This window comes from Amycolatopsis sp. cmx-4-83, from assembly GCF_046548815.1.
GTDB lineage: Bacteria > Actinomycetota > Actinomycetes > Mycobacteriales > Pseudonocardiaceae > Amycolatopsis > Amycolatopsis pretoriensis_A.
The window spans coordinates 81,774-101,515 of record NZ_JAEBEF010000004.1 but is presented as its reverse complement, the minus strand read 5'-3'; the positions used below and the strand labels follow the sequence as shown (position 1 = coordinate 101,515).

1 protein-coding gene and 1 pseudogene are annotated in these 19,742 nt (G+C 74.3%); both read right to left on the bottom strand.

From position 1 onward, the window contains the following. Positions 1-86 precede the first annotated feature (86 nt). Positions 87-9,128 (bottom strand): annotated as a pseudogene (locus ACLJQM_RS13190) (SDR family NAD(P)-dependent oxidoreductase); the annotation flags it as partial. Between the two features lie 20 nt (positions 9,129-9,148). Beyond that, positions 9,149-19,720: an SDR family NAD(P)-dependent oxidoreductase gene (locus tag ACLJQM_RS13185; RefSeq protein ID WP_410631422.1), complete on the bottom strand. Its 10,572-nt coding sequence runs from the start codon at positions 19,718-19,720 to the stop codon at positions 9,149-9,151. Between the last annotated feature and the right edge of the window lie 22 nt (positions 19,721-19,742).

The window sequence follows — 19,742 nt, the reverse complement described above, 5'->3', positions numbered from 1 at the left end:
GCCTCGGCATCAACCGCACCCACGCCGCCGCCCTCGATGCGGCGCCGCTCGGTCGCTGCGAGCTCGGCGGCCATGCCGCCGTCCAGCCATGGGCCCCAGGCCAGCGATCGGCCCGGGAGGCCGTGGGCCGCGCGGTGGGTGGCGAGTGCGTCGAGGTAGGCGTTCGCTGCCGCGTACCCCGCCTGCCCCGCGCTGCCGAAGCCGCCCGCGACCGAGGAGAAGAGCACCAGGTTCGCGTCCGGGGCCAGCTCGTGCAGGTGCCGGGCCGCATCGGCCTTCGGGGCGAGCACCGCGGCGAGGCGGGCCGGGTCCTGGGTGGCGAGGAGGCCGTCGTCGAGGACGCCGGCCGCGTGCACCACCGCGGTCGGGGGCAGCGTCTTGACCAGGTCCGCCACGGCCGCCCGGTCGGCGACGTCGCACGCGACCACGGTGACCTTCGCCCCGGCGGCTTCCAGCTCGGCGACGAGGTCCTCGGCCCCGGGCGCGTCGAGGCCGCGGCGGGAGGTGAGCACCAGGTGCCCGGTCCCCTGCTCCGCGAGCCGGCGCGCGATGGCCGCGCCGAGGGCACCCGTGCCGCCGGTGATCAGGACCGTCCCCCGCGGGCCGGCGATCCGCACGGGGTCGCCGGCCGCTTCGGCGCGGGCCAGTCGCGGCACGAGGACGCGGCCGTTCCGGACCGCGGCTTCCGGCTCGCCGGGCAACGCGGGCAGCTCGTCGTCCGGGCCGAGGTCGGCCAGCACGAACCGGCCCGGGTGTTCCAGCTGCGCGGTCCGCAGCAGGCCGCGAGCCGCGGCCGCAGGCAGGTCGGTGACGTCCTCCCCCGGCCGCGTCGCCACGGCACCCCGGGTCACGAAGACCAGGCGGGCCGTGGCGGAGCGCTCGTCGGCGAGCCAGTTCCGCACCAGCGCGAGAGCGTTCGCCACCGCCTCGGCCAGGTCACACGACTCCCACTCGACGGCGACCACCGGCACCGGCTCGGTGACGTCGGCCGGGACCCAGTCCAGGCGGTACAGGGGATGCGTGACCTGCGCAGCCGCCACCGGGCGCAAGGCCAGCGAGCGCACGCTCGCCACCGCGCGGCCGGTCTCGTCGGCGAGGGTCAGTGTCACCGCGTCCGGGCCCGCGGGCCGGATGCGGACCCGCAGGGCGCCCGCACCGGCCGCCGTCAGGGACACGCCCGTCCACGAGAACGGCAGGTGCGGGCCGTCGACGAAGCCGCCGAGGCCGAGTCCGTGCAGAGCCGCGTCGAGCAGGGCCGGGTGGAGGCCGTAGTCCTCCGGCGCGTACTCCGACGGCAGCGCGACCTCGGCGTACACCGTCTCGCCGTCCCGCCAAGCCGCCCGCAGGCCCTGGAACGCAGGTCCGTAACCGAAACCCTGTTCCGCGGCGCGGTCGTAGAGGTCGTCCAGCGGCACCGCGACCGCGGGCGGCCATTCGGTGAGGTCTTCCCCTTCGACGGCTTCCGCGCTCACCTTGCCGGTGGCGTGCAGCGTCCAAACGTCCTCATCGGACTGTCGCGAGTGGATGGTCACGGTGCGATCGGATCCCACCCTCACGCGGAGAGTGACCTCGCCGCGCAGGACGAGCGGCGCGCCCAACGTCAGTTCGTCGACGACCGGCCAGCCCAGTTCCGCGCCCGCGCGCAACGCCAGTTCCGCGAACGCCGAACCCGGCAGCAACGGCGTGCCCAGCACCTCGTGCTCGGCCAGCCACGGCACCGTCCGAGCCGACAGCGAACCCGTGAACACCGTCCCCGCGTCGGGCAGCTCGACGGCCGCGCCCAGCAGCGGGTGCCCGGGCGCGGACTGGCCGAGCGCCGTCACGTCCCCCGCGGCCGGACCGGCGTCGAGCCAGTACCGGCTGCGCTCGAAGGCGTAACCGGGCAAATCGACGGGAGTCGATTCGGCGAACACGGCCGACCACCGCGGCGTAACCCCGCTGACGTACAGCCGGGCCAACGCGGACATCGCCGACGCGACTTCGGCGCGACCGGCCCGCAGCACCGGAACGGCACCGTCGACCATCGCGCTCAGCACCGCGTCCGGCCCGATCTCGACGAACGTCCGCGCGTCCGTGGCCGCGACCGCATCAGCGAACCGGACACACTCCCGGACCTGACGCACCCAGTAGCCCGAGCCGTCGCCTTCCACAGTGGACACCCAGGGGATGACCGGTTCGGCCATGGCGAGCCCGTCGATCGCCGCCGCGAACTCGGCCAGCATCGGCTCCATCAGTGCCGAATGGAAAGCGTGACTCGTGTTGAGCCGCTTGGTCTTCGCGAACGTCGACGCGTACTCGGTCACGGCAGCTTCCTCGCCCGACAGCACCACCGAGTCCGGCCCGTTCACCGCAGCCAGGGAAACACCCTCCGGCAACTTGATGTCCGCTTCGGACGCCTGGACCGCGATCATCACGCCACCCTCGGGCAGCGCCTGCATCAACCGCCCCCGCGCCGCGACCAGCGTGGCCGCGTCTTCGAGACTCAGTACCCCGGCGACGTGCGCCGCCGCGATCTCGCCCACCGAGTGCCCCACGACGACGTCGGGCCGGACACCCCACGATTCCACCAGGCGAAAGAGAGCCACTTCGAGAGCGAAGATGCCTTGCTGTGCGAGATCGGTATCCGCTGCCCCGGAGAGTTCCTTGACCCGCGGGTCAAGATAGGCGCAGGCAGCGTCGAAAGCAGCCGCGTAGACCGGGAAGGTCTCGTACAACTCCCGGCCCATCCCGGCCCGCTGCGAACCCTGCCCGGTGAACAGGAACGCGACCTTGCCGCTCTCGGCCTGTCCAACGTGGGCACCCGACCCCGCCGCCACGGCCTCGAGCCCGCGCAGCAGTTCGGCCCGGTCCGCACCGACGACCGCAGCCCGGTGGTCCAGCGCCGCGCGTCCGGTGGCCAACGTGCGAGCCACCGCCTCGACCGGCTGCTCCGGCGCCGCAATCAGCCGTCGTGCCTGCTCACGAAGAGCAGCAGGCGACTTGGCCGAGAGCACCCACGGCACGACCGGCAGCCCGGCCGACGCGACCACGGCATCGGGAGCCTCTTCCAGCACCACGTGCGCGTTGGTCCCACTGATCCCGAACGACGACACGCCGGCCCGCCGAGGCCGGCCGGAAGCCGGCCACTCGACGGACTCCGTGAGCAGCCGAACCGCACCGTCGGTCCACTCGACGTGCGGGGTCGGCTCGTCGACGTGCAGTGTCTTCGGCAAGACCCCGTGCCGCAGGGCCTGCACCATCTTGATCACACCCGCGACCCCCGCCGCCGCCTGCGTGTGGCCGATGTTCGACTTGATCGACCCGAGCCACAGCGGCTCCGCGCGATCCTGCCCGTAGGTGGCGAGCACAGCCTGGGCCTCGATGGGATCCCCGAGTCGAGTACCGGTGCCGTGCGCCTCGACGACGTCCACATCGGACGGTGTCAAACCCGCAGTCGCCAACGCAGCGCGGATCACCCGCTGCTGCGACGGCCCGTTCGGCGCCGTCAAGCCGTTCGACGCACCGTCGGAGTTGACCGCCGAACCGCGGACCACCGCGAGCACGCGGTGCCCGTTGCGCCGGGCGTCGGACAGGCGTTCCAGAACGAGGACGCCGGAGCCTTCACCCCACCCGGTGCCGTCGGCCGCGGCGGCGAACGACTTGCACCGCCCGTCGGCCGAGAGTCCGCGCTGGCGCGAGAACTCGACGAACGTCGCCGGGGTCGCCATCACCGTGACACCCCCGGCCAGCGCGAGCGAACACTCGCCCGACCGCAGCGCCTGCGAAGCCAGGTGCAACGCGACCAGCGACGAAGAACACGCCGTGTCCACCGTGACCGCCGGGCCTTCCAGTCCGAACGAGTACGCAATCCGTCCGGAAAGGACACTGCCGGAGTTCCCGATCCCGAGGAACCCTTCGACGTCCGCCGGTGCGGTCGTCAGCCGGGCGCCGTAGTCGTGGTACATCAAGCCGGCGAAGACGCCGGTCCGGCTGCCCCGCAGCGAATCCGGCGCGATGCCCGCGTGTTCGAACGCCTGCCACGACGTCTCCAGCAGCAACCGCTGCTGCGGGTCCATCGCCAGCGCCTCCCGCGGCGAGATCCCGAAGAACGCCGCGTCGAACTCGGCGGCGTCGTAGAGGAACCCGCCTTCACGGGTGTAGGTCGTGCCCGAACGCTCCGGGTCGGTGCTGTGTTCTACGTTCCAGCCGCGGTCTTCCGGGAAGAACCCGATGCCGTCGCGGCCTTCCGCGACCAGTCGCCACAGGTCGTCCGGCGAGGCGACGCCGCCGGGGTACCGGCAGCTCATGCCCACGATCGCGATCGGCTCGTCGGCCGGGACGACCGTCGCCGGAACTTCCGACACCGACGTGCCCAGCAGCTCCGCGCCGAGGTACGCGGCCAGCGCGTCCGCGCCGGGGTGGTCGAAGACGAGCGTCGACGACAGCCGGAGCCCGGTCGCCTCGGCGAGCCGGTTGCGCAGCTCGACCGCGGTCAGCGAGTCGAAGCCGAGGTCGCTGAACGCACGCGTGGCGTCGACGCGGGCACCCGGCTCGTGCCCGAGCACGGCCGCCGCTTCCGTCCGCACCAGGTCCAGCAGCAACGTCTCCCGCTCGGCCGCGGGCGCGGCGGTCAGCCGGTCGCCGAACGACGAAACCGGGCGGACGCGCCGGGCCGGGGTACGCACGAGACCGCGCAACAACGCCGGCACCGGACCGCCGCGCAAGGCCGCGAGGTCCAGTCGCACGGGCAGGGTGACCGCCTGATCCGCGGACAACGCTGCGTCGAACAGCGCGAGACCGTCCTCGATGGACAGTCCGGCGCGGCCGTCGGCCATGCCGGTTTCCCAAGCACCCCAGGCCATCGAGCTGCACCGGAGACCGGCAGCGCGACGGTGGTCCGCCAGCGCGTCCAGGTAGGCGTTGGCGGCGGCGTAGTTCGCCTGTCCGGCCGCGCCGAAGACGCCCGCGACCGACGAGAACAGGACGAGGTGCGCGTCGGGAACGAGTTCGTGCAGCAGCCAGGCCGCGTCCACCTTCGGCCGCAGCACGGCCTCGAGCCGCTCCGGTGTCAGAGAAGTGAGGACGCCGTCGTCGAGCACTCCGGCGGCGTGCACCACCGCCGAGAGCCCGGGCAGCGAGCCGGCCAGCGCCGAAACGGCGTCCCGGTCGGTGAAGTCGCAGGCCACGACCTCGGCACCCAGCTCGGTGAGGGCCGCCGCCCCGGGGGCGGCCGGACCGCGGCGACCCGCGACGACGACGCGTCCGACGCCCCGGTCGAGGAGGTGCCGGGCGAGCGCGGTGCCGAGCGCGCCGGTGCCACCGGTGACGAGAACCTTGTCCCACGAGGGGAAATCGGCCGCCGGCACGGCGGCGCGGGTCAGGCGGGGCACGAACACCCGGCCCTCGCGGACCGCGAACTGCGGCTCGCCGGCCGGGAACCGGGTCAGCCCCTCGACGTCGTCGGTGTCCACCAGCACGAACCGCTCGGGGTGCTCGGCCTGCGCGGCCCGGACCAGACCGCCCACGGCCGCACCCACGAGGTCGTCCCCGCCCCGCGTCACGACGACCAGGCGCTCGTCCGGTGCGGGATCCGCGGCGAGCCAGTCCTGCAGCTCGGCGAGCACCCGCGCGGTCTCAGCGTGCACCGCGGCGGGATCCGTACCGGCGTCGACGGTCAGGAACGCCGCCCGGATGTCCTCGGCCGTGCCGCCCGGCGGCAACTGCGGCCAGTCGAGGGCGAACAGCGACTGCCGCGGCACCGCCACGGGCCGCACGGTCAGCGCCTCGACCGCGACGACCGGCTCCCCGGCTTCGTCGGTGGCCACCAGCGTGATCGTCTCGGGACCGGTGGCCGACAGCCGGACGCGCAGGGTCGAGCGGCCGCGCGCGAGCACCGTCACGCCGGTCCAGCTGAACGGCACCCGGCCCGCACCGGTGTCCGGGAGAACGCCGAGCGCCATCGCGTGCAGCGCACTGTCGAGCAACGCCGGGTGCAGCGCGAACTTCCCCGCGTTGTCCAGGGGCAGCTGCACCTCGGCGAAGACGTCGGTTCCCCGCCGCCAGGCCGCGCGCAGGCCCTGGAACGCCGGGCCGTAGCCGAAGCCGCGGTCGCCGAACCGGGTGTAGAGGTCGTCGACGTCGACGGGTTCGGCACCCGCGGGCGGCCACTCGACCGCGCTGGTCGCGAGCCGGTTTCCGCTGGTCAGCGTGCCGGTGGCGTGCCGGGTCCAGGGCTCGTCGAACGCCGAGCCGGCCGGGCGCGAGTAGATCCGCAGGGTGCGCGTTGCGCCGGGGGCGCCGACGGCGATCTGGACCTCGACGCCGCTGTCCGGGAGGGTGAGCGGCGCTTCGAGGGTGAGTTCGCCGATGCCGTCGCAGCCGGCCTGCTCGGCGGCGCGCAGGGCGAGCTCCACGAACGCCGTGCCCGGCACCAGCGTCGAGCCGAGCACCACGTGGTCGGCGAGCCAGGGGTGCGACCGCGGCGAAAGCAGGCCGGTGCACAGGAAGCCGTCGCCGTCGGCCAGCGCCAGCGCGGCCCCGAGCAGCGGGTGGTCGGGGTGGGTGAGCCCGGCGGCGGTGACGTCGCCGGGCGCGACGGGCGAGGCCAGCCAGAACCGCTCGTGCTCGAACGGGTAGTGCGGCAGCGGAAGGCGTCGTGCGCCACCGAAGAACGACGGCCAGTCGACGGCCGTGCCGTGGACGTGCAGGGTGCTCAGGCCGCGGATCAGAGTCGCGGCCTCGGGCCGGTCGGCGCGCAGCAGCGGGACGGCGCCGTCGGTGAGCGGGGCGAGGACCGCGGCCGGGCCCAGTTCGGCGAAGACGGTGACGCCCTGGGCGCGCAGCCGCTCGACGCCGTCGTGGAACCGGACCGGCTGCCGCACCTGGCGGACCCAGTAGTCCGCGTCCCAGGCCGCGTCCTCTTCCACAGTGGACACGAGCGGGATCGCCGGGGTGGCGTAGGAAAGTCCGGAGAGGACGGTGCGGAACTCGGCGAGCATCGGTTCCATCAGCGCCGAATGGAAGGCGTGACTGGTCTTGAGCCGCTTGGTCTTCGCGAACTTCGCGGCGACCGCCTCGACCGCTTCGGCGACCCCGGACAGCACCACCGAGTCCGGGCCGTTCACCGCGGCCAGTGAAACACCTTCGGGCAGCGGCAGGACTTCGGCTTCCGTGGCCTGCACGGCGATCATCGCGCCGCCTTCCGGCAGGGCCTGCATCAGGCGGCCCCGCGCGGCGACGAGCGTGCAGGCGGCTTCGAGGGAGAGCACGCCGGCGACGTGCGCGGCCGCGATCTCGCCCACCGAGTGCCCGAGGAGCAGGTCGGGCCGCACCCCCCACGACTCCAGCAGCCGGTAGAGCGCGACTTCGAGGGCGAAGATGGCCTGCTGGGCGAGTTCCGTCTCCGCCGACCCCGAAAGCTCTCGTACCCGCGGGTCGAGGTGTGCGCACACGGCGTCGAAGGCTGCCGCGTAGGCCGGGAACGCCTCGTACAGCTCGCGGCCCATCCCGGCCCGCTGCGAACCCTGGCCGGTGAACAGGAACGCCGTCTTGCCGCCGGGTTCGCCCTGGATGACGTCGAACTCGCGCAACGCCGCCCGAAGCGCGTCCTGCGAGCCGGCGACCACGACGGCCCGGTGGTCCAGCCCGCCCCGCGTGGCCAGCGCGGCCGCCAGCTCCGGCAGATCCGCGTCCACAGTGGACAATTGTTCGGCCTGCTCGCGCAAGGCGGACGCGGTCCGCGCGGACAGCAGCACCGGCGTGACCGGCAACGCGGTCAGCCCGGCCGGTTCGGCCGCCGGGGCCTGCTCGAGGATGACGTGGGCGTTCGTGCCGCTCATCCCGAACGACGACACGCCCGCCCGGCGCGGCCGCCCGGTCTCGGGCCACGGCACCGGCTCGGTGAGCAGCCGGACGTTCCCGGCCGTCCAGTCGACGTGCGGGGTCGGCTCGTCGACGTGCAGCGTCTTCGGCAGCACGCCGTGGCGCAGGGCCTGGATCATCTTGATCACGCCGCCGACACCGGCGGCGGACTGGGCGTGCCCGATGTTCGACTTCAGCGAGCCCAGCCACAGCGGGTGCGGACGGTCGCGGCCGTAGGTGGCCAGCACGGCCTGCGCTTCGATCGGGTCGCCGAGCCGGGTGCCGGTGCCGTGTGCCTCGACCGCGTCCACATCGGACGGTGCGAGCCGGGCCCCGGCCAGCGCGTCGCGGATGACCCGTTGCTGCGACGGGCCGTTGGGGGCGGTGAGACCGCTGCTCGCGCCGTCCTGGTTGACCGCGGAACCGCGGACCACGGCGAGGACGTCGTGACCGTTGCGGCGGGCGTCGGACAGCCGTTCCAGCAGGAGCAGGCCGACGCCTTCGGCCCAGCCGGTGCCGTCCGCGGCGGCGGCGAAGGACTTGCACCGCCCGTCCGCGGCCAGCCCGCGCTGGCGGCTGAACTCGACGAACAACGTCGGCGAGGCCAGCACCATGACCCCGCCCGCGAGCGCGAGCGAACATTCGCCCGCGCGCAGGGCCTGGGCGGCGAGGTGCAGCGCGACCAGCGACGACGAGCACGCCGTGTCCACCGTGACTGCGGGGCCTTCGAGGCCGAACTGGTAGGCCAGCCTGCCGGAGATCACGCTGCCCGCGTTGCCGGTGAGCAGGTGGCCTTCGAGCCCCTCGGGGGCCACGGACCAGCCGCTGCCGTAGCCGGAGGAGGACGCGCCGACGAACACGCCGGTGCGGCCGCCGCGCAGGCCCGCCGGGTCGACGCCGGCGTCCTCGAACAGCGCCCACGCCGATTCGAGCAGGATCCGCTGCTGCGGGTCCATCGCGAGAGCGGCGCGCGGCGAGATGCCGAAGAAGTCCGCGTCGAACCCGGCGACGTCGTCGAGGAAACCGCCGGCGGCCGCGGTACTCGTGCCGCGACCGTCCGGATCGGACAGTGCGGCGAGGTCCCAGCCGCGGTCCGCCGGGAACGGCGTGACGGCGTCGCGGCCGTCCCGCACCAGGTCCCACAGGTCGTCGGGCGACGCCACGCCACCGGGGTACCGGCAGCTCATGCCGACGACGGCGATCGGCTCGGGTTCGCCGGACTCGACCTCCTGCAGGCGCGTGCGCGTCTGCTGCAGTTCGGCGGTCACCCGCCGGAGGTACTCGACCAGCCGGTCCTCGTTGGACACCGTCAGCTCCCCAGTGCGTTGTCGATGAAGTCGAAGAGGTCGTCCGCGGACGCCGTGGCGAGGCGGTCCGGGACGGTGGCGGCCCGCGCGGTGCCGGACCACTTGGCCAGCAGCGTCCGGAGCCTGCCGTGCACGGCCGCCCGCGCGGCGTCGTCCAGATCGGCGGCCAGCAGGCGGGTTTCCAGGCTGTCCACTTCGGACAGCAGCCGGTCCGCGTCCGGCTCGGCGCCGGTGAGTTCGCCGCGCAGGTGCGCCGCGAGCTCGGCGGGTGAAGCGTGGTCGAAGACCAGGGTGGACGGCAGCCGCAGCCCGGTCGCGGTGGCGAGCCGGTTGCGGAGCTCGACCGCGGTCAGCGAGTCGAAGCCGACGTCCAGGAACCCGCGACCGGGGTCGACGCCGGTGCCGTCGGCGTGCCCGAGCACGGCGGCCATCGCCTCGCGGACCAGGTCGAGCACGATCCCGTCCTGCTCGGCCGGGGTCCGCCCGCCCAGCCGCCGCACCAGCCCGGCGGCGTCGGCCGCCTGGGTCGTGCGCTGCGCCCGCGCCCGGAGGAGCCCGCGCAGCAGCGGCGGGACGTCGTCGCCGCGCAGGGCCGCCGGGTCGAGCCGCATGGGGACGAGCAGGCTCGCCGCGTCCGCGACCGCCGCGTCGAACAGGCCCAATCCGTCCTCCGTGGACAGTGGCAGCAGGCCGGAGCGGCTCATCCGGGCCCGGTCGGCTTCGGCGAGTTCTCCGGCCATGCCGGTTTCCCAAACGCCCCAGGCGATCGAGGTGCCCGGCAGGCCGTCGGCCCGGCGGTGGGCCGCGAGCGCGTCGAGGTAGGCGTTGGCGGCCGCGTACGCGCCTTGGCCGGCGGTGCCCGCGAGACCGGACACCGAGGAGAACAGCACGAAGGCGGCGAGGTCGGCGTCGCGGGTCAGCTCGTGCAGGTGCCGCGCGCCGTCGGCTTTGGGGGCCAGGACGGCCGCGAGGTCGTCGTCGGTGAGCCGGTCGACGGTCGCGTCGGCCAGCACGCCGGCGGCGTGCACGACCGCGGTGAGCGGCAGCGTCTCGACCAGCTCGGCCACGGCGTCCCAATCGGCGACGTCGCACGCGGCGATCGTCACCTCGGGCAGCTCGGCGGCGAGTTCCCGCGCACCGGGCGCGGCCATCCCGCGCCGGCTGGCGAGCACGACGTGCCGGGCACCGCCGCGGACGAGGTGCCGGGCGAGGGCGGCGCCGAGCGCACCGGTGCCGCCGGTGATCAGGACGACGCCGTCCGGGTCGAGCGCGCGCGGGACGGTCAGGGCGAGCTTCCCGATGTGCTTGGCCTGGCTCAGGAAGCGCAGGGCGTCCGGCGTGCGCCGGATGTCCCACGCGCGCACCGGGAGCGGCCGCAGGTGGCCGGCGGCGAAGAGCTCCAGGACTTCGGTGAGCATCCGGCCGAGCCGCTCGGCCCCGGCTTCGGCGAGGTCGAAGGCGCGGTAGCCCGGTGCCTCGCGGACGTCGGTCTTGCCCATCTCGAGGAACCGGCCGCCGTCGGCGAGGAGCTTCCGGGAGGCGTCGATGAACTCGCCGGTCAGCGAGTTGAGGACGACGTCCATCCGGGGGAAGCGCTTGGCGAACTCGAGGGTGCGAGAGGAGGCCAGGTGGCTCGCCTCGACGTCGACGGCGGCGTGCTTGCCGGGACTGGCGGTGGCGTAGACCTCGGCGCCGAGGTACCGCGCGACCTGCACGGCGGCCATCCCGACCCCACCGGCGGCCGCGTGGATGAGGACGGACTCGCCGGGCTTGAGCTCGGCGAGCTCGACGAGGCCGTAGTAGGCGGTGAGGAAGGCGACGGGAGTGGTCGCGGCTTGGGCGAAGCTCCAGCCGGCGGGAAGGGGTTTGAGAAGGCGGTGGTCGGTGGTGGCGTGGGTGGCGAAGGTGCCGGGGAAGAGGCCGAAGACGCGCTCGCCGGGGTGGAGGGTGGTGACGCCGGGGCCGGTTTCGGTGACCACACCGGCGGCTTCCTGGCCGAGCGGGACGGGCCCGCCGGGGTAGCGGCCGAGGACGTTGAGGAGGTCACGGAAGTTGACCCCGGCGGCCCGGACGGCGACGCGCACTTCACCGGCGCCGAGCGGCGCGGGGCGGGTGGCGTCGCTCGCCGCCCCGGCGACGAGCGGCGCAGAGCGGGTCACGTCACGCACCTCCCCGGCGACGAGCGGTGCGGGGTGGGTGGCATCCGCGCCCTCGGCGGCGGCGAGCGGCGCGGGGTTGGTGGCGACGCGCACCTCCCCGGCGGTGAACGGCGCGAGGCGGGTGGCATCCGCACCCTCGGCGAGCGGCGCGGGACGGGTGGCGACGCGCACCTCCCCGGCGGCGAGCGGCGCCGGGTGGGTTCCATCCGCACCCTCGGCGAGCGAAGCCGCCGGGCTTGCGGCCTCGCGGTGCGAGGTGATGTCCGCGCCGGTGGCGAGCGAACCCGCGGGGCCCGTCACAGTGCCCGCCGCCGCGGGGAGCGGGACCGCCGTGATGCCGTCGACCGTGCCTGGGGCGGTCACCACCAGCTGCCAGTCGCCCGGGGGCAGGTCGAGGCTTGGCGCTGTGCCCCTGGCGATGCGCGGGACCAACAGCCGCCCAGCGCGGACTGCCAGCTCCGGCTCGCCGTCCGGCAGCAGCTCCGGGGACGGGGAGTCGTCGAGGTCCAGCAGGCGGAAGCGGCCCGGGTGCTCCGTCCGGGCCGCGCGGACCAGGCCCCACGCCGCCGCCGCGGGCAGGTCGGGCACCTCGTCGCCGTCCGCCGCCGCGACCGCTCCCCTGGTCACGAACACCAGCTCGCCGTCGCGGTCTCCGGACAGCCACGCACGGATCGCCGCCAGGACCGTCGCCGTCGTCGTGCGGACGTCCGCCGGTTCGACCGGGGTGAACACCGGTGACACCGCCGCCGTACCGGGCTCGGCCTCGCGCCACTCCAGGCGGAACAGCGCGTCGCTCACCTGCGGGAGCACCGGACGCAGCACCAGCGATGCCACCGTCAGCACCGGCCGGCCCCCACCATCCGCGACCGTCAGGGACACCGTGCCCGGCTCGATCGGCGTCAGCCGCACCCGCAGCGACGCCGCGCCCGAACTGTGGCGGGTCACTCCCGTCCACGTGAACGGGAGGCGGCCCTGGCCGTCGTCGGGGAGGAGGCCGCCCAGGCCCAGGCCGTGCAGGGCCGCGTCCAGCAACGCCGGGTGCACGCCGAAGCGGGCCGCCGCGTCGTGGTCGGCGGCCGGCAGGGCCACCTCCGCGAACACCGAACCTTCGTGGAGCCACGCGGATCGCAGTCCCTGGAACGTCGGGCCGTACGTGAAGCCCCGGTCTTCGAAGCCCTGGTACAGGTCCGTCACGTCCACTTCGGACGCTCCGGGCGGCGGCCACTCGCCGAGCTCCTCGGCCGCCGAAGCGCTGTCGGACAGGGTGCCGGTCGCGTGCCGCGTCCACGGCTCGGAGTCACGTCGCGAATGGACGGTGACCGGACGGCGACCGGCGTCATCCGGCGAACCGATCGCCACCTGAACACCCACCGGTTCCGTCAGCGCGAGCGGTGCCGCGATCGTCAGCTCCTCCAGAGTCCCGCAACCGGCTTCGGCACCCGCGCGGAGGGCGAGTTCGACGAACGCCGTGCCGGGCAGGATGACCGTGCCGTGCACCGCGTGGCCCGCCAGCCACGGCGAATTCCGCGTCGACAGGACGCCCGTGAGCACCTGGCCGCCGGATTCGGGCAGCTCCACCGCCGCGCTGAGCAGGGGGTGGCCGAGCGTGCCGGGCTGCCCCTCGGCGGCCGCGTCCAGCCAGAACCGCTCGTGCTGGAACGCGTACGTCGGCAGGTCCGTGCGGATCGGACCGGCGCCCACCACCCGCGCCCAGCCGACGTCGAGGTGGGCGAGCGCGGTCAGGACGCCGCTCTCCTCCGGGCGGCCGGCGACGAGGGTCGGGATCGCCCCGTCGACCATCGGCGTCAGCACCGCGTCCGGGCCCAGCTCGACGAACCCGGTCACCCCCGAAGCCCGCAGCCGATCGACGGCCTCGGCGAACCGGACCGGCTCCCGCACCTGCCGCACCCAATACCCCGGCGTCACCACCAAATCGTCCACAGTGGACACGAACGGGATGACCGGTTCGGCGCACACCAGCCCGTCGATCGCCGCGGCGAACTCGGCCAGCATCGGCTCCATCAGTTCCGAGTGGAACGCGTGGCTCGTGGTGAGCCGCTTGGTCTTCGCGAACGTCGACGCGTACTCGGTCACCGCGGCTTCCTCGCCGGACAGCACCACCGAGTCCGGGCCGTTCACCGCGGCAAGCGACACACCGGCAGGAAGCTCGATGTCCTCTTCGGACGCCTGGACCGCGATCATCACGCCACCCGGTGGCAGCGCCTGCATCAACCGGCTTCGCGCCGAAACCAGCGCGCAAGCGTCTTCCAGCGACAGGATCCCGGCGACGTGCGCCGCCGCGATCTCACCCACCGAATGCCCGGCGACGAAGTCCGGCCGGACACCCCACGACTCCAGCAGCCGGAACAGCGCGACTTCCAGTGCGAAGATGCCCTGCTGGGCGAACTCGGTCTCGGCCGAACCGAGGAAGTCGCGAAGCCGCGGGTCCAGGTGCGCGCACGCCGCGTCGAACGCCGTCGCGTAGACCGGGAAAGCCACGTACAGCTCCTCGCCCATCCCGACGCGCTGCGAACCCTGACCGGAGAACAGGAAAGCGACCTTGCCGACACCCCCGGGGCGCACCACTTCGGCGACGGGCCGTCCCTCGACGAGCCCGGTCAGCCCGCGGCGGAAGCCCTCGACGTCCGCGGCGAGCACGACCGCCCGGCATTCGAGCGACGCCCGGCCCGTGGCGAGCGTCCGCGCGGTCGCGACGAGATCCGGACCGGTTTCGAGGAACGACAGCAGCCGGGAAGCCTGCGCCCGCAGACCTTCCTCGGTCCGCGCCGAAACCAGCCACGGCACCACTCCCCCGGAGAACGTCTCGACCGGGTCGGCGGTACGGGGCGCTTCCTCCAGCACGATGTGCGCGTTGGTCCCGCTGATCCCGAACGACGACACCCCGGCCCGCCGCACCCGGTCGGACGCAGGCCAAGCAACCGACTCCGTCAGCAGCCGAACCGAACCCGCCGACCAGTCCACTTGGGACGACGGCGAATCGACGTGCAACGTCCGGGGCAGCACACCGTGCCGCAACGACTCGACCACCTTGATCACCCCGGCGACCCCGGCCGCCGCCTGGGTGTGCCCGAGGTTCGACTTCACCGAACCGAGCCACAACGGCTCCGCCCGGTCCTGCCCGTAGGTGGCCAGCAGCGCTTGCGCCTCGATGGGATCACCGAGGCGGGTCCCGGTTCCGTGGGCCTCGACGACGTCCACATCGGACGGTGTCAGTCCCGCCGTGGCCAAGGCGGCCCGGATCACCCGCTGCTGCGACGGCCCGTTCGGCGCGGTCAGCCCGTTCGACGCGCCGTCGGAGTTCACCGCGGAACCGCGCAGCACGGCGAGGACCGGGTGGCCGAGCCGCTGGGCGTCGGAAAGCCTTTCCACCAGCAGGAGCCCGGCGCCCTCGCCCCAGGCGGTGCCGTCGGCGGCGGCCGCGAACGGCTTGCAGCGGCCGTCGGCGGCCAAGCCGCGCTGCCGCGAGAACTCGACGAACCCGATCGGCGTCGACATCACCGTCACACCGCCGGCCAGCGCCAGCGAACACTCACCCGAGCGCAGCGCCTGCGCCGCCAGGTGCAGTGCCACCAGCGACGACGAACACGCCGTGTCGACGGTGACCGCCGGTCCTTCCAAGCCCAGCGCGTACGCGACGCGGCCGGAGAAGACGCTCGCCGAGCTGCCGGTGCCGAGGTAGCCCTCGACCTGGTCGCGGGCGTTCATCAGCAGGGTACCGTAGTCCTGGCCGTTGGTGCCGACGAACACGCCGACCCGGCTGCCGCGCAGCGCCGACGGGTCGAGCCCGGCGCGTTCGAACGCCTCCCACGACGTCTCCAGCAGCAGCCGCTGCTGCGGGTCCATCGCGAGGGCCTCGCGCGGGCTGATCCCGAAGAACGCGGCGTCGAAACCGGTCACGTCGTCCACAAAGGACCCGTGCCGGACGTAGGACCGGCCCGGGGTTTCCGGGTCGGGGTCGTACACGGCATCGACGTCCCAGCCGCGGTCCGCCGGGAAGGGCGCGACCGTGTCCCGGCCTTCGGCCAGGAGGTTCCAGAGGTCTTCGGGCGAGCCGACGCCGCCGGGGAAGCGGCAGCTCATCGCGACGATCGCGATCGGCTCGTCGGCCGCACCGCGCTCGACGAGTTCGGTGGTAGCGGTCGCGCCGCCGAAGTGCGACGCGAGGTGGCCGACCAGCGCGGCCGGGCTCGGGTGGTCGAAAACGAGCGTGGCGGGCAGTTTCAGGCCGACCGCGGCGCCGAGCTTGTTGCGCAGCTCGACCGCGGTCAGCGAGTCGAACCCCAGGTCACGGAGGGCGCGGGCCGGGTCGATCCGGTCCGGCTCGGCGAACCCGAGCACGGCGGCGATCTGCGTGCGCACGATCTCGAGCAGCCGCCGGTCCCGCTCCCCCGGCGCCAGACCCGCGAGGCCGGGCTCGGCGGCGTCGGTCCCGGTGTGCGGGAGCAGGTCGGCGAGCAGCCGGCCGGGCTCCTGCGCGGCCGTCCAGTCGACGTCGGCGACGACGACGGCCGTGTCGTCGAGGTCGAGGACCCGCTGCAGGCCGTCGAGGGCCAGCTCTGGCGGCATCGGCGGGACCCCCCGCTGCCGCAGCTTCGTCTCCAGGCCGCCGTCGGCCATGCCGCCGCCCGCCCAGTGGCCCCAGCCGATCGACGTCGCCGGCAGCCCGAGGCCGCGGCGGTAGCGCGCGAACGCGTCGAGGAAAGCGTTTCCCGGAGCGTAGTTCCCCTGGCCCGCGCCGCCGTAGGTGCCGGCGAGGGACGAGAACAGCACGAACGCGTCGAGGTCGAGGTCGCGGGTCAGCTCGTGCAGGGCGAGCGCGGCCTCGGCCTTGACCCGCAGCACGCGCCCGACCTGGTCGAGGGTGAGCTCGCCGAGCATGGCGTCGTCGAGCACGGCGGCAGTGTGGACCACCGCGCGCAGCGGCGCGTCCGCGGGCAGGTCGCCGAGCAGCGCGCCGAGCGCGTCGCGGTCGGCGGCGTCGCACGCGGCGAGGGTGACCCGGGACCCGAGGCCGGTCAGCTCGGCTGCCAGCTCCGCGGCGCCTTCGGCGGCACGGCCACTGCGGCTGACGAGCAGCAGGTGCGGGGCCCCTTGGGCGGCCAGCCGCCGGGCGACGTGGGCGCCGAGCGCGCCCGTACCGCCGGTGATCAGCGTGGTGCCTTCGGGACGCCAGGTGCGCCGGGCGCTCGTGGCGGCCGGCCGGGTGAGGCGGCGGGCGAAGACGCCGTCGGGCCGGACGGCGAGTTCGTCCTCGGGGCCGGTCAGGGCGCCGAGGAACAGGTCGACGGTGGCGTCGCCGGTGTCGGCGGGCAGGTCGGCGAGGCCACCCCAGCGGCTCGGCTGCTCCTGGCGGACGACCTGGCCGAGGCCCCAGACGAGGGCCTGCTCCGGGTCGGTGACCGGGTCCGCGGCGCCGGTCGAGACCGCGCCGCGGGTGACCATCCACAGGGGAACGTCGGTGTGCACGAGGGCCAACGCGGCGGCGAGCCCGGCGGGAACGTCCGGGTGGTCCGGAGTCCGCCCGGCCGGGGCGACGGCGATGATGCCGGTGACACCGGTGACATCGCCGGGTTCGGCCGTGCGGATCACCTCGGCGCCGTGGCGGGTGAGGCCTCGGGCGATGCGGTCGGCGAGGTCGTCGTCCGGGCCGCACACGACCCAGGTACCCGCCACAGTGGACGGTTCGACGGGGACGAGCCGCCAGGTGACTTCGTAGCGCAGGTCGTCGACGGCCGTGCGACGGCCGGGCGCGGCCTCGGACCAGTAGCGGTCGCGCTGGAACGGGTAGGTGGGCAGGGTGACGCGGCAAGTGCCGGTGCCCGCGAACAGCCCGGCCCAGCCGACGTCGGCACCGCGGGCGAACGCCTCGCCCAGCGAGGTGACAACCCGGGTCAGGCCGCCGTCGCCCCGGCGGAGGGTGCCGACCGCGGCGGCGGCCGCCCCGGCCTCGTCGATGGTCTCTTCGACGCCCACGGTGAGCACGGGGTGGGCGCTGCACTCGACGAAGACCGTCGCGCGCAGGCCGAGCAGGGTCGAGACGGCCTGGTCGAACCGGACCGGTTCACGCAGGTTGCGGTACCAGTAGGCCGCGTCCAGCTCCGCCGTGTCGAGCACCTCCCCGGTCACCGCGGACACGAACGGGATCCGGCCGGAGCGCGGCTTCACCTCGGCCAGCACGGAAGCCAGCTCGTCGGCCAGCAACTCGACCTGTGCGGAGTGGGACGCGTAATCGACAGCGATCCGGCGCGCCCGGACGTCCACCGACGCCAGCAGCTCGTCCAAAGCGCCGGACTCACCGGACACCACCACGGACGACGGGCCGTTCACCGCGGCGACCGAAATCCTTCCGTCCCACGGCGCGATCAGCTCTCGCGCCCGCTCGACGGACGCGCCCAGCGACACCATGCCGCCCAGTCCGGACAACCGCAGGATGGCCTTGCTCCGCAAGGCAACCACCCGAGCACCATCCTCAAGGGACAGTCCACCCGCGACCACCGCGGCCGCGATCTCACCCTGCGAATGCCCCACCACAGCGGCGGGCTCGACACCGTACGAGCGCCACACCGCCGCCAGCGACACCATGACCGCCCACAGCACGGGCTGCACGACGTCGACCCGCTCCAGGTCGCCGTCGAGGGCCTCCAGCAGGTCCCAATCCACGAATGACGACAGCGCTGCAGCACATTCGGCCATCCGCGCCGCGAACACCGGCGAGGAACCGAGCAGCTCCCGGCCCATCCCGGTCCACTGCGAGCCCTGCCCGGGGAACACGAAGACGACGTCGCCCGGGTCGGCCGGCTCGCTGACACCGTCGACGACCGCGTCCAGCCCGGCGGCGTCGAGGACCACGGCCCGGTGTTCGCGCACCGACCGCGTGGTGGCCAGCGCACGGCCGACGTCGACCGGGTCACCGTCGTGGTTTCGCAGCGCACGCGCGAGATCGCGCAGCGCCGGACCGGTCTTGGCCGACAGCACCCACGGCACCACGGGCAGCGACGAGGACGGTTCGTCCGCCTCGGCCGGGACCGCTTCGATGAGCACGTGGGCGTTGGTCCCGCTGACTCCGAACGACGAAACCCCGGCCCGCCGCGGCGCGCCGGTTTCCGGCCACGGCACGGCTTCGGTCAGCAGCCGGACCTGCCCGGCCGTCCAGTCCACGTGCGACGAGGGCGCGTCGACGTGCAGCGTGCGGGGCAGCACGCCGTGCCGCATCGCTTCGATCACCTTGATCACCCCGCCGACCCCGGCGGCGGCCTGCGTGTGCCCGATGTTGGACTTCAGCGAGCCCAGCCACAACGGCCGGTCGCGGTCCTGGCCGTACGTCGCCAGCAGCGCCTCGGCTTCGATCGGGTCGCCCAGGGAAGTCCCGGTGCCGTGCGCCTCGACGACGTCCACATCGGACGGTGCCAGCCGCGCGGAGGCCAGCGCGGCCCGGATCACCCGTTGCTGTGACGGGCCGTTCGGCGCGGTGAGGCCGTTGGACGCGCCGTCGGAGTTCACCGCCGAGCCGCGCAGCACGGCGAGCACGGGGTGGCCGTGGCGGCGGGCGTCGGAAAGCCGTTCCAGCACGAGCATCCCGGCACCCTCGCCCCAGGCGGTGCCGTCGGCGGCTTCGGCGAACGCCTTGCAGCGGCCGTCGGCCGCGAGCCCGTTTTGCTGGCTGAACTCGACGAACCCCTCGGGCGTCGTCATCACGGTGACCCCGCCGGCGAGAGCGAGCGTGCACTCGCCCGCGCGCAGGGCCTGCGCCGCGAGGTGCAGGGCGACCAGCGACGACGAACACGCCGTGTCGACGGTGATCGCCGGGCCTTCGAGCCCGAAGGTGTAGGCGATCCGGCCGGAGAACACGCTGGCCGCGCTGCCGGTGAGGAGGTACCCGGACAGGGCCTCGATCTGCTCCTCGGACGGGCCGGAGATCTGGGCCATGCCGCCGACGAACACGCCGGTGCGGCTGCCGCGCAGGCCGTCGACGGGCAGGCCGGCGCGCTCGAACGCCTCGTGCGCGACCTCGAGGAGCAGCCGCTGCTGCGGGTCCATGGCGACGGCTTCACGCGGTGAGATCCCGAAGAACTCGGGGTCGAAGTCCGCGGCCTCCGCGAGGAACCCGCCCTCCCGGACGTAGCTGTGCCCGGGCCGGGGGCCGCCGGGCCGGTAGAGCCGCGCGGTGTCCCAGCCGCGGTCGGCGGGGAAGCCGGAAATCGCGTCGGTCCCCGCGGCGACCAGGTCCCACAGCCGTTCGGGCGTGTCCGCCCCGCCGGGGTACCGGCAGGCGGTGCCGACGATCGCGATCGGCTCGCCGGCCTTCTCTTCGGCCTCACGCAGCCGCGCGCGGACGTCGTGCAGGTCCGCGGTGACGCGCTTGAGGAAGTAGCGGAGCTTGTCTTCACTCGACATGGGTGGTCCTCGGGGAACAGGG